We start from the raw sequence: 12,287 nt of genomic DNA, 5'->3' as shown, positions 1-12,287 counted from the left end.
CACCGCTTTTGATAAAGGACAGCCTCGCTGTCCTTTTTCTTTTTGCCGCTGCGGCCTGCTTCCCAGCCCCTATGCTTGACTTGTGTTATGGACTGCGAGCCATTAATATGCTGCCCTAAATTGTGATATACCGCATACCTTCCTGGGAGTTCAGCATGCAACAGCAAGAACAGCCAAAACTTAAAGATTTACTCGAGTTCCCTTGTCAGTTTTCTTTCAAGGTAATGGGCTTTAACAAGCCTGAGCTGCCTGATTTGGTGGTGGAAGTTGTCCAGCGTCATGCGCCTGGCGATTATACCCCAACCGTTAAACCAAGCGGAAAAGGGACCTACAGTGCCGTGTCTATCACTATCACAGCGACCCATATTGAGCAGGTTGAAACCCTGTATAAAGAGCTGGGTGAAATCGACATTGTTCGTGTCGTGCTCTGATACCTGGTCCTACCGAGCAATTGGCGGCTGAAATTTTAGCCGCCACGATTTATAATGCACCATTATTGGTCTCGAATGGCTCTCAACTGAGACCGACAGACAACATGGGTGAAATGTGCAACGAAATCTCATTGTCCGCAATCTGGGCCTGACAGACTATTCTGTTACTTATGAGGCCATGCATCACTTTACCGCCAACCGTGATGACGACACTGTCGACGAAATCTGGCTGGTTGAGCACCTTCCCGTCTTTACACAGGGTCAGGCTGGCAAAGCTGAACACGTGCTCAATCCCGGCGACATCCCGATTTTTCAGAGTGACCGTGGCGGACAGGTGACCTATCATGGTCCCGGACAACAAATGATGTATCTGTTGATTGACCTGCGTCGCCATAAACTTGGCGTCCGCGAACTGGTCACGCACATTGAAAACACCGTAATCAACACGCTATCCCGCTTCGGTGTAGCATCCAACGCCCGTCCTGATGCACCTGGCGTGTATGTCGACGGTAAAAAAATCTGCTCACTCGGCCTACGTATCCGTCGCGGCTGTTCTTTTCATGGTCTGGCTCTTAATGTCGACATGGATTTAACACCTTTTCTGCGTATTAATCCCTGCGGTTATGCGGGTATGGAAATGACTCAGCTGGCCAGGCTAAATGGCCCTACAGAACTGGCTGACGTGCAACCTGTACTTGTCGATGAGTTAGTGAAACTGCTCGATTACCAGAGCATAGAGTGGACAACGGAAAGCAATTAATCATGAGCAAACCGATCGTAATTGAACCTGGTGTCAAATACCGTGACGCCGATAAAATGGCCCTGATTCCTGTACGTAACATGGAAGCAGAGGAAAAGCCTCGCGAAATGCTGCGTAAGCCAGAGTGGATGAAGATCAAGCTCCCGGCCGACACTCAGCGTATTCAGGAAATCAAAGCGGCGATGCGCAAGAACAACCTCCACTCCGTGTGTGAGGAAGCTTCTTGCCCTAACCTGGCAGAGTGTTTCAGTCACGGTACTGCGACCTTCATGATTCTGGGTGCTATCTGTACTCGTCGTTGTCCGTTCTGCGACGTGGCCCACGGCCGTCCTCTGCCTCCGAATGCCGAAGAGCCGGTACAGCTTTCTCAGACCATTGCCGACATGAAACTGCGCTATGTGGTTGTCACCTCGGTTGACCGTGATGATCTCCGTGATGGTGGTGCCCAACACTTTGCTGACTGTATCCGTGAGATTCGGGTGAAAAACCCTGACATCAAAATCGAAACTCTGGTACCCGACTTCCGTGGTCGTATGGATCATGCACTGGAGATCCTGCGCGATAACCCGCCGGATGTCTTCAACCACAACCTGGAAACCGCACCGCGCCTGTACCGCAAGGCCCGCCCGGGTGCCAACTACCAGTGGTCACTGGATCTGCTGAAAAAGTTTGGTGAGATGCATCCTGAAGTGCCGACCAAGTCAGGCCTGATGATGGGACTGGGTGAAACCAAAGAAGAAATTGTGGAAGTACTGAAAGATCTTCGCGCTCACGGTGTCACCATGCTGACACTGGGTCAGTACCTGGCACCAAGCCGACATCACCTGCCGGTTGAGCGTTATGTGCCGCCGTCAGAGTTTGATGAGCTGAAAGAAATCGCGCTGGAACTGGGCTTTACTCATGCTGCCTGTGGCCCGTTTGTTCGCTCTTCCTACCATGCCGATCTGCAGGCAAAAGGCGAAGTAGTGAAATAAAACGCGTGATAGCAGAGAATACCCTTTCTCTTATCCGTACATAAGAAAACGCTTCGGCAATCCTTTCAGATGCCGAAGCGTTTTTTTGTCGTTCTCGTTTTGTCAGTTAACTGTTGTCGCGATAAGAATCAGAAAAAAATTACTTCTGATTATCTTTGTCAATCACAGCGGCTAATACCGGAGCAATACTTTCTAATGCCTCGTCTGTGATCGGTTTTCCGTCTTCATCTGTCACTGTGATCGAAGTCCGGTTACCCAAATCCCCCAGCTGCAACTTATATTCGCGGTTTTCCAACTGCAGAGGCTGAATGCCTAAATCGACCCAGAAGCTGTCATCCGGGTTACGGAAGCTCACATCGATCGTGCCTTGTGAGCGATTACGCCCGTCGACAGTAAAGCCCAGGGTCTGCAACAGACTTGGCAGGCGTTCCCAGAACACGTTATAAGGCGCGCGGGCGATAATCACAGGCAAGCCGCTACGATCCTGGCCCATAGTGATTGGGATCTGCTTCACCAGCTCCTCGGCACGTAATCTTGCTTTCTCTCGCTCATAAGCATCGTACTTGGCCATCACCAGGTTGGTCATCAGAATGCTGTAACGCTCCTGATTAACCATACTGACAGGTTTCTCTACACCGGCTTCACGCCAGTCGAGCAGTTTGATGGTATACAGGTTCTGGTCGTTGGCACTGTCACGAGAAATCCGATAGCGACTGCTTATCTCAGTATCTTCATCTTCGTTGTTCCAGTTCACCCACCCGGTTTCAAGCGTCCGGGCCGTATTCACATCAAGAGCAATATTACGCTCAGTTGCCATACGTTTGGTCAGAGTCCACAACTCGTCCAGTTCAGCCGAATTCACTAACTGCAAACTAACGGTACCATCACTGTTGTGCACAGTTCTGGCACCAGGGATCAGGGCCAGAACTTGCTGAGGAGGGCGAATATCAACAGCCCTGCCAATCGCGCCCGGGTATTCTTTAGACGGTATCGCATACTCGTTCGACAGCGTCGCTGCTGAGCCGCTAGGGCTGTTCCAGCTGCTTAACGGCGCTGTTTCCAGATAATTAAAATCCTGGTTAGCCTGTCGGCGTCGCTCTGCACTGCCAGAACAGCCAGCCAAAGCAGCCACCATGACAGCTGTAACTGCCAGCCTGTAATTCACATTCATGTAGAGTTCTTACGTTCCTATGCGGTAGCCAGTGAAGGCAGCAGTTTCGCATCTTTCAACGCTTGCAACACCACAGGTTCAGCCTCTTTGCTCAGTGGCGTTAATGGCAAACGCAGTGTGCCGTGCTGAATCAGTCCAAGCTTTTGTGCTGCCCATTTCACCGGAATGGGATTGGACTCAACAAACAGGTGCTTGTGCAGCGGCATCAGTTTAGCATCAATGGCTTTCGCCTCGTCCAGTTCTCCTTTTAAGGCCAACTGGAACATAGTTGCCATATCTGGTGCTGCAATATTCGCCGTCACAGAAATCACGCCGTGACCGCCGCGTGCCACAAATTCCAGACCTGTTGCATCATCACCGCTGAATTGGAGGAAATCTTTGCCACAAAGTTCCCGTGTTTTTTCCACTCGGGCTAAATCACCTGTCGCATCTTTGACGCCGATAATGTTATCCAGCTTAGACAGGCGGGCAACCGTTTCAGGCAACATGTCTACCGACGTACGACCTGGTACGTTATACAGAATCTGAGGCAGATCGGTGGCTTCTGAAATCGCTTTAAAATGCTGATACAAACCTTCCTGAGTCGGTTTGTTGTAATACGGTGTGACGGTCAGGCAAGCTGCTACGCCCGTACCCGAGAATAGTTTGCTAAAAGTGATGGCTTCATGGGTGGCATTGGCGCCTGTACCGGCAATAACAGGGATACGTCCCTGAGCAAAATCGACTGTCTTCAGCACGACTTTGACGTGCTCTTCAACAGTGAGAGTCGCTGACTCACCTGTGGTACCAACAGCGACAATCGCGTCTGTACCCGCTGCAATATGATATTCAACCAAGGATTTCAGGCTGGCGTAATCAACTTCGCCGACTTCATCCAAGGGCGTAACTAGCGCTACCATGCTACCAGTAAACATGTCGATCTCCCTTTTTTATTGATTTCTCATGGTACTTTTCAGTGACAGTAAACACAAGCAAGTAGAATGTAAAATAGCTGTCATGGCTGGCCATATCCTGTTCGTTAATTCTGTCCTGTGATCCCCTGTCAAAAGTGGATTAAACCAGTGGCTTGCACCATTGCCAGCGAATTTAACAACAAAATATACCAATCATAACAATATCATCATTTGCGCAGGTAACTTCATGGCAGGAGATAAGTTGGCTGTGCTACCATGCAAACATAAAGGTCATCAATGTGAAACTGTATGGAACACTACCTCGTCATCACCGCAATCGGCTCAGATCGCCCGGGTATTACTGATGAAATTACCCGACATATCTCACTCAGCGGCTGCAATATTGAAGACAGCCGACTGGCTATTTTTGGCAGTGAATTTACCTTCATACTTTTACTGTCAGGAACGGCAGCATCGATAGCCAAGGTTGAAGCAACCCTGCCACTTCAGGCCCAGCAGTTTGATCTGCTGACCGTGATGAAAAGAACCACCAAGCACGAGCACCGCTTTTATCCCTATACCGCCGACTTCCACATTGAAGGCAATGATGCCCCGGGTCTGATAGAAAAGTTCACCCATTTCTGTGCCAGCCGCCAAATAGACATTTCAGCACTCAGTGCTCACTCCCAGGAAGAAGTAGGTAAAGGTGAAGAAGACCAGCTCACCTTACAGCTCAGTACTAATCTACCTGAAGGTTGCAATCTGATGTCTTTGCAGGAAGAATTTGAAGCCCTGTGCCAGACAGTGCAAGTCACTGGCACAGTGACATTTACCGGCCATTTACCCAAGTAACCTCCGAATGATAAGGAACGACACATGCAAACCTTGACTGCAGGTACTCCTGCGCCTGACTTCACTCTGCCAGATCAGAATGGTGCGCCTGTCAGCCTGAAAGACTTCAAAGGTAAAAAAGTACTCGCTTATTTTTATCCTAAGGCCATGACCCCGGGCTGCACCGTACAAGCCTGCGGATTACGCGACAGCAAATCGGAGCTGGATGCGCTGAACGTCGCTGTACTGGGTATCAGTATTGATCCGGTCAAACGCCTGCCTAAATTCATTGAGCGCGACAACCTGAACTTCACTCTGCTCTCTGATGAAGATCATGCTGTTGCCGAACAGTTTGGCGTATGGGGCGAGAAAAAGTTCATGGGCAAAGTGTACGATGGCCTGCACCGTATCAGCTTTCTGATTAACGAAGACGGTGTCATTGAACATGTCTTTAATAAGTTCAAAACCAAAGATCACCACGAAGTCGTGCTGGCTTATCTGAACGGTAACAGCTAGTCCTGCGGACACTCAGCAAAGGCCGTCAGCTCGGCCTTTGTGCTTTCAGCGTCATTGCCCTGAATTGGTCACTTTTCGGGCCCCGATAACCATGGCTATCCCTCCCAGAATCGCCATCGAAGCGACCAGCAATCGTAGTGTCACGGGCTCCGATAACATCAGCACACCACCGACAGCCGCCAGAACAGGCACGCTGAGCTGAACGGTAGCCGCTATCATTGCGCTCAGCGAAGGTAAGACAGTATACCAAATCGCATAACCGACGCCTGAGGCTAGCCCACCAGAAAGCACGGCATACCACACCCCGAGCACATCCAGCTCAGTTTTCCCCCATATCAACCAGCATGCCAGACCAAATGGCACAGCACGCAAAAAGTTCCCTGCCGTCGTCTGGAGCGGATCTGTAGCACCTTTACCTCGCAGGGTATAGGCTCCCCAAGCCACCCCCGCCATCAGCATCAGAACAGCTCCCTGCCAGGAAGGCGCTGACACCCCGGGTAACAAAAGTACCACCAGCCCTGCCAAGGCAAGTGTAAAACCAATCACTTGCAAGGAGGTCAGCCTTTCACCTTTGCTCAGCGCAACGGCCATCATGGTGATTTGCACCGCGGCAAACAGCAGTAATGCACCAGTCGCTGCTGTCAGACTGAGGTAAGCAAAAGAAAAGCCGGCTGCATAGATGAAGAGTGCCAGCGCAGACAGCCAGTTGCCGCCCACACTCGCTTTGTGTTTCTTACCTGAATGACGGTAAGCGTGAATGAGCCATAAAAACAGAGCCCCCGCCAGTAAACGAATCAGAGTAAAACTGGCGGGATCAATTGTCGTGTCAGACAAGGCCACCCGGTTAAGCAGTGAATTGGCAGCAAACGCCAGCATCGCCAGCCCGGTCAGCAGTAATATCTTCACGGATATATTCACGTAACTTCCCTGTGCGATGACTAGCTGTGCGCTGACTAGCTAAGTGATGGTTAATCGGTTTCTTCGCCATGATCTGTGGCCGGTAATGCATTCCAAACGGCCTTCACCAGTGTGGCTAACGGAATCGCAAAGAACACCCCCCAGAAGCCCCATAACCCGCCAAAGACCAGCACGGAAATAATGATAGCGACCGGATGGAGATTCACCGCTTCAGAAAAGAGGACAGGCACCAGCACATTACCATCCAGCGTCTGAATAATGCCGTAGGCCACCAGCAGCCACCAGAAGTCTGGCGTCAGCCCCCACTGGAACAGCCCGACCATAGCGACAGGCAAAGTCACCGCTGCCGCGCCTATATATGGAATCAATACCGAGAAACCCACCAGCACAGCCAGTAACAAGGCATAACGCAAATCAAGCAGCGCAAAAGTGATGTAACTGACAGTACCGACAATAAAAATTTCAGTGACCTTACCGCGGATATAATTCGAAATCTGCTGGTTCATTTCAGCGCCGACCTTACTGGCCAGGCGACGGTTGCGAGGCAGTATGCGGCTGAAAGCACTGAGCATCTCATCCTTGTCTTTCAGCAAGAAAAAGACCAGTAAGGGCACCAAAATCAGATAGACAGCCAGTGTCGCCAGGCTCAACAACGATGCCACTGAGCCTTTCAGAGCACTCTCGCCCATACCCAGCACTTTTGCGCGAAGGCTGGTCATCACAGTCGTTATCTGCTCCGGCTGAACCAGTTCAGGGTATCGCTCTGGCAGGCTGGACACATAATGCTGCAGATCGTTAAACATACTCGGCATATCAGAAAGCAAATTACTGATCTGATGCCAAATAACAGGAATCAACACGAAAACGGCCATCACCATTAACCCGGCGAACAGCAATATGACCAGAGTGACGGCCAGCGTTCGTGGCACTTTCATCCGGGTCAGATACATCACCGGCCATTCCAGTAAGTAAGCGAGCACTATTGCAGCAAGCAAAGGCGCGATGAGGTTGCCGAAAAAATAGATGGTGATGAAGCCCACCAAGAGGATCGCCACCAAACTGACCGCGTGGGGGTCAGAAAATCTGCGCTGATACCAGCGACTAATCATTTCGAGCATATGAGCGTCACAACCTTCTAGTAACGGTAATCACAAGTAACTGTGGGTTATCTGATTGAATATGAACCTGAAACCCATGATTCAACAAATAGCGTGGTATATCTTTTCTTGAGCCGGCATCACAGATATGTATCTCCAACGGCTGCCCGGCTTTGAGCAGACGGCAAGTGCGCTTTGCCGTCAGTAAGGCCAGCGGGCAACGGGTATCGGTTAAATCCAGCTTAGGTATTTCCATTCTCAGGCACAGGCGGTTATTATCCAACAAGTTATTGTAAATAACATTATGACGACAAGAAAGAAACACCCTGGAGCTTTTGTTGTCATACCTGTAAGCGCGCAGATTGATTAACTGCAAATCCCGCAGCAACCGGAATATCAACATACGAATGAAGATGATCACCTTTTCTAAGCTTCGATTTGTCAAAAAGCCAGTTTGTTTGCTGCTGTGTGCTCTGCTTAGCACAGTGCCAGTGAGCTGGGCTGAGGCTTCTTTGGAAGATCTGCCCGAGATCGGAACAACGGCCGCCGCGACACTGACCATCGAAAAAGAGCTGGAGTACGGTGATGCTTATATGCGCTTGCTGCGAGCCAGTAAACCTATCATTAATGACCCTTTACTGTCCGAATATGTCAAAGATCTGGGGCACAGATTAGTGGCCAATGCGCAGGATGTGCGCACTCCGTTTGAGTTTTTTCTGATTCAGAACCGGGAAGTGAACGCCTTTGCTTTTTTTGGCGGCCACGTTGCCCTGCACAGCGGACTGTTCTTGCATGCCCAAAGTGAAAGTGAGCTGGCCTCTGTAATGGCGCACGAAATTGCCCACATCACTCAGCGCCATCTGGCCAGAAGCATGGAAGATCAAGCCAAGAAATCACCTGCCACTATGGCTGCTCTGATTGGCTCACTCATGCTGGCGATTGCCTCACCGGAAGCAGGTATTGCTGCCATGCAGGCGACCACCGCCGCCTCAGTGCAAGGCCAGATAAACTATACTCGCAGCAATGAGATGGAAGCAGACCGCATTGGCATTGCGACCTTAGCCAAAGCCGGGTTTGATGTTCAGGCTATGCCGGGCTTTTTTGGCCGTTTAGCCGACCAGTACCGATACGCCAGTACGCCACCTGCTATGTTGCTGACTCACCCATTACCGGAATCCCGTATTGCTGATACCCGAAGCCGCGCTGCTCAGTATCCGCCTCGCCGTGTAGCCGTTTCGGAAAACTATCTGCTGGCTCAGGCCAGAATCATCGCGCGATATGCCAATCTGGACAGCCGAAATGCGCTGGACTGGTTCAACCGCAAAGGAAAAGAAGCACGCGGCGCCACCCTGATGGCAGTAAATTACGGCAAGGCTGTAGTGTATATGGACAGCGGAAAATATGACCAGGCACGTGAATTGCTGATGCCACTGCTGCAGGCCGAGCCAGGTAACCGTTTCTTTATTGATTCTGCAACCGATTTAGATTTGTTCCAGAAACGCTATGACAGTGCCATTAACCGGTTACAGCACGCGCTTAAGTCCAACCCGGAAAATGCCGTCCTCAGGCTCAACCTGGCCCACGCCCTCCTTGAAGCAGGCCGGGCGAAAGACAGCCTGTCGCTGTTAAGCCGCTTTACCTATGATAATCCAGCCGATATCAACGGCTGGGGGATGCTGGCCGAGGCTTATGCCGGCATCGGACGCAGAGACGGTGAGCTGGCAGCACGTGCGGAAGTAATGGCATTACGCGGCGACTGGGAAAAAGCGATCCAGAATTATATTCAGGCCAGCCAGATAGTCGATGTCGGCTCGCTGGATCAGGCCAGATATGACGCACGCATCGATCAGCTGCGTCTGGCACGAGCCAGATTTGCCGATCTCTGATCAAAGCGGCACGTCACCTTAATATCCGTTATTTAGCCCGCTGATTCTGGCGGGCTTTACCTTAACAACTTTACCTAACAATTAGATACCGACAATCCGGGAGCTATTATGTCTGTCACTATTTATCACAATCCACGCTGCTCAAAAAGCCGGGAAACTTTAAACCTGCTTGAAAGCAAAGGCATCCAGCCAGACATTATTAAGTATCTGGAAGAGACGCCTTCCGCTGAGCAATTAGCCGAGCTGCAGCGAAAGCTGGGATTTGACTCTGCCCGCCAGATGATGCGCACCAAAGAAGACATCTACAAAGAACTGAATCTGGCCGACGACTCAGTCTCTGAGCAGGCGCTGCGTGACGCTATGGTTGCCCACCCCAAACTGATTGAGCGCCCTATCGTGGTCAAAGGTGACAAAGCGGCGCTTGGCCGTCCGCCTGCGCAAGTACTGGATATCCTCTGATGCTGCCCATTCTGGTGCTCTACTATAGCCGCCATGGCAGCACCCGCCAGCTCGCCAGACAGATAGCCCGCGGCATTGGCCAGATTGATGGATGTGAGGCGGTACTGCGTACCGTCCCTGAGATACGTGCAAACGGCGAGCTGGAAAACGCTCAGGACAACGGCGATCCCTTTGTGACTGTCGCTGATCTGGAGCAGTGCCAGGGGCTGGCCCTGGGCAGCCCTGTTCGCTTTGGCAATATGGCCGCGCCACTGAAACACTTCATCGACAGTACCAGTGCGCAATGGCTCTCGGGCAGCCTGATTGGCAAACCTGCCTGCGTGTTTACCGCATCGTCTTCAATGCATGGCGGACAGGAGACAACACTGCAGTCCATGCTGTTACCGCTTCTGCATCACGGCATGCTGGTATTAGGACTGCCTTACTCCGAACCACTGCTGCATACCACCCAGTCTGGCGGTACTCCCTATGGTGCCTCACACCTCAATCAAAACGACGGACTGACACCAGATGAAGCCGCTCTGGCGCAAGCGTTAGGCAAAAGGCTGGCACAAACGGCCAGGCAATTACATCAATAAGTATTATCCAGTCGCACCTGCGCAGTTTTAGGATACGGATACCAATATGAAACCGATGAGCCCTTCAACACAGAAATTACGCTACTTCGCACTGACAGCCAACCTGTCTCTGCTACTGTGGGTTTTTCTGTGGCAGAGCGTGATTTCGCCCCACCCGCACCTGAACAACTATGTGGTTGCCGGGATGTGGATACTGCCTTTGCTGCTGCCTCTCAAAGGAATGCTGCAAGGTAAGCCTTACACCCACGCCTGGGCAAACTTCATTCTGATGTTCTATTTTCTGCATGCCCTGACGCTGCTTTGGATTGACGGCGGAGAGCGCTGGCTGGCCTTGATTGAACTCGGACTGGCCACCGCGGCTTTTTTCGCCAACATTCTGTTTGCACGGACACGGAGCCGGGAATTGGGCAACAAGCTTAAAAAACTGTCTCAGGTTGAGCGGGAAGAGCGGGAAGCCCACGGCGATAAGTAAAGACAATGAGATGAAAAAAGCCCCCGGCACTCAGCCTGGGGGCTTTTTTACGATAATTTTCTGCAATAGTATCAGGCGTTTGGGTTCCAGTAATACAAACCGATGCTGGATGTTGCAGCCTGAGTGCCAGACACATCCAGCTGAGACAAGGGCTCAGACGCCGATCCTTCTCTGGAGGTCGGCACTATCATACCTTCCTGCTTCGCTGGAGTTGTATCCTCTGCGGATTGATTATCAAAGGCGACATCACGCACCAGCGACGCAGCCGGCTGTGCCTGAATCCTGGGTTCCATACTCAACTCGCGGGCAAACACCTGTTCGTTGCTCAACAGCTGAATCGCAAAGCGGACCTTATCACCCTGCAAATGGCTGGCATTCACAGAGGCCACTGAGCTGAGATCTTTCAGCAGTTTCTCAAGCTGAAAAAAGTCTTCAACCCGGCGCACATTAGCCACGTCAATGGCAAAACCGCCTTCGGTGGCACCACCCAGCTGCACGGCATAGCGTGATGCCAGATTGTCGGCAACCTGATCCATCATCGCCGTAATGGCCGCCACACTGTCTCCACTGTTACGCCCCTCGAGTGATGCTGAGTTGCCATCCAGCATGGCTGCCGGTGAACTCGGATACAGTTGCCAGGCCAGCTGCATGCTGTCGCTGCGACGCTGAACACGCGCAATCAGTACTGCATCGGGCTGATAACGAGTGCTGGCATTCGCAATTGGCTGCGAAAATCCGCCCCACAAATCCGGCACACTGATAGCGGTCACGTCCTGAAAATCACCGATGGGCAGCAGCACTGGCACACCACGGTGCGCCGCCGCCAGGTTCAGACTAGCTTGCAGGCTATTACCGGACTGATCCCACACTATCGCGCGATCACGATTAGCCTCTTCCACCAGCCAGACAAGCACAGTGGGTCGTTGCTCGGACCAAAACGTGGCACTGGCCTGAGTCAGCAGTGTACGGATTTTCTCGCTGTCAAAACTGATTTCCAGCACCGGCTGTCCCTGCTCATTGCCGTAACCCAGCTGGCTGACATAAGAGCTGCTGTTTTCCAGCGCTTTCCGGATAACGTCATTGCTGACGATGTCTCGCTGCCCGGACACTTTCACCAGCACTTGTTGTAAGGCGGCAACCCGTGCGGTTCGCTCCGTTTGCCGGTCGGAATCAGGCAGAGGCACCTGCGCCTGATATAAAGTATTCACTGTAGCCGCCTGCAGCGGCAAAGCCATGAGCGCTACAAGAAAAAAAGCAACACGCCACATAAATCACTCGTCGAATATCATTGTAAATAAAGG

Annotated in this window: 15 protein-coding genes; 9 read left to right on the top strand and 6 right to left on the bottom strand. The window is 51.6% G+C overall.

What is annotated here, in order from left to right; all coding sequences use genetic code 11:
- Window positions 1-155: 155 nt before the first annotated feature.
- The 3 genes from ybeD (at window position 156) to lipA (ending at window position 2,165) form a co-directional block, all read left to right on the top strand.
- A complete protein-coding gene (gene ybeD / locus Q4491_RS19665) occupies window positions 156-431 on the top strand; it encodes a DUF493 family protein YbeD (protein WP_192014585.1) in 276 nt (91 codons plus the stop codon).
- Between the two features lie 115 nt (window positions 432-546).
- Window positions 547-1,191 carry a lipoyl(octanoyl) transferase LipB gene (gene lipB / locus Q4491_RS19660; protein WP_192014584.1) on the top strand — a complete coding sequence of 215 codons (645 nt, stop codon included), beginning with the start codon at window positions 547-549 and terminating at the stop codon, window positions 1,189-1,191.
- Between the two features lie 2 nt (window positions 1,192-1,193).
- Window positions 1,194-2,165, top strand: coding sequence for a lipoyl synthase (gene lipA / locus Q4491_RS19655; RefSeq protein ID WP_192014583.1), 972 nt, complete (start codon window positions 1,194-1,196; stop codon window positions 2,163-2,165).
- Window positions 2,166-2,304: 139 nt separating this feature from the next.
- Here lipA and bamC read toward each other — a convergent pair whose 3' ends face one another.
- Window positions 2,305-3,336, bottom strand: a complete 1,032-nt coding sequence (bamC, locus tag Q4491_RS19650; protein ID WP_192014582.1) for an outer membrane protein assembly factor BamC — start codon at window positions 3,334-3,336, stop codon at window positions 2,305-2,307.
- Between the two features lie 17 nt (window positions 3,337-3,353).
- Complete coding sequence (gene dapA / locus Q4491_RS19645) at window positions 3,354-4,250, bottom strand: 4-hydroxy-tetrahydrodipicolinate synthase (protein ID WP_027253793.1); 897 nt, start codon at window positions 4,248-4,250, stop codon at window positions 3,354-3,356.
- A 288-nt stretch (window positions 4,251-4,538) separates the two neighbouring features.
- Here dapA and Q4491_RS19640 point away from each other — a divergent pair, with 288 nt between their 5' ends.
- Together Q4491_RS19640 and bcp are read left to right on the top strand one after the other, a co-directional pair.
- On the top strand, window positions 4,539-5,081 hold the full coding sequence (locus tag Q4491_RS19640) for a glycine cleavage system protein R (protein WP_192014581.1): 543 nt from the start codon (window positions 4,539-4,541) through the stop codon (window positions 5,079-5,081).
- 24 nt (window positions 5,082-5,105) lie between these two features.
- Window positions 5,106-5,576, top strand: a complete 471-nt coding sequence (gene bcp / locus Q4491_RS19635; RefSeq protein ID WP_192014580.1) for a thioredoxin-dependent thiol peroxidase — start codon at window positions 5,106-5,108, stop codon at window positions 5,574-5,576.
- Window positions 5,577-5,627: 51 nt separating this feature from the next.
- On the opposite strand, the gene Q4491_RS19630 is transcribed toward bcp, so the two are convergent.
- From Q4491_RS19630 to Q4491_RS19620, 3 genes are read right to left on the bottom strand one after another with little or no spacing between them, the layout of a single operon-like run.
- On the bottom strand, window positions 5,628-6,494 hold the full coding sequence (locus Q4491_RS19630) for a DMT family transporter (RefSeq protein WP_303460157.1): 867 nt from the start codon (window positions 6,492-6,494) through the stop codon (window positions 5,628-5,630).
- A 50-nt stretch (window positions 6,495-6,544) separates the two neighbouring features.
- Complete coding sequence (locus Q4491_RS19625) at window positions 6,545-7,612, bottom strand: AI-2E family transporter (protein WP_192014579.1); 1,068 nt, start codon at window positions 7,610-7,612, stop codon at window positions 6,545-6,547.
- Between the two features lie 7 nt (window positions 7,613-7,619).
- Window positions 7,620-7,847 (bottom strand): sulfurtransferase TusA family protein, encoded by a 228-nt coding sequence (locus Q4491_RS19620; protein WP_192015027.1) that lies wholly within the window; start codon window positions 7,845-7,847, stop codon window positions 7,620-7,622.
- A 157-nt stretch (window positions 7,848-8,004) separates the two neighbouring features.
- On the opposite strand from Q4491_RS19620, the gene Q4491_RS19615 reads away from it, so the two are divergent.
- The 4 genes from Q4491_RS19615 (at window position 8,005) to Q4491_RS19600 (ending at window position 10,986) form a co-directional block, all read left to right on the top strand.
- Window positions 8,005-9,477 carry a M48 family metallopeptidase gene (locus Q4491_RS19615; protein ID WP_192015026.1) on the top strand — a complete coding sequence of 491 codons (1,473 nt, stop codon included), beginning with the start codon at window positions 8,005-8,007 and terminating at the stop codon, window positions 9,475-9,477.
- 108 nt (window positions 9,478-9,585) lie between these two features.
- Complete coding sequence (gene arsC / locus Q4491_RS19610) at window positions 9,586-9,936, top strand: arsenate reductase (glutaredoxin) (protein ID WP_303460149.1); 351 nt, start codon at window positions 9,586-9,588, stop codon at window positions 9,934-9,936.
- The gene (gene wrbA / locus Q4491_RS19605) at window positions 9,936-10,514 is read left to right on the top strand and encodes an NAD(P)H:quinone oxidoreductase (protein WP_303460146.1); all 579 of its coding nucleotides are present in this window, start codon (window positions 9,936-9,938) and stop codon (window positions 10,512-10,514) included. Before arsC ends, wrbA begins: the two co-directional genes overlap by 1 nt.
- 46 nt (window positions 10,515-10,560) lie before the next feature.
- A complete protein-coding gene (locus Q4491_RS19600; RefSeq protein WP_192014576.1) occupies window positions 10,561-10,986 on the top strand; it encodes a DUF2069 domain-containing protein in 426 nt (141 codons plus the stop codon).
- A 71-nt stretch (window positions 10,987-11,057) separates the two neighbouring features.
- On the opposite strand, the gene Q4491_RS19595 is transcribed toward Q4491_RS19600, so the two are convergent.
- Window positions 11,058-12,194, bottom strand: coding sequence for a DUF2066 domain-containing protein (locus tag Q4491_RS19595; protein WP_303460141.1), 1,137 nt, complete (start codon window positions 12,192-12,194; stop codon window positions 11,058-11,060).
- Between the last annotated feature and the right edge of the window lie 93 nt (window positions 12,195-12,287).

It is taken from the genome of Photobacterium sp. 2_MG-2023 (assembly GCF_030547675.1).
Classification (GTDB): Bacteria; Pseudomonadota; Gammaproteobacteria; order Enterobacterales; family Vibrionaceae; genus Photobacterium; species Photobacterium arenosum.
Note: the sequence above shows the minus strand (reverse complement) of the source record. Positions and strands in the feature narration are given on the sequence as shown.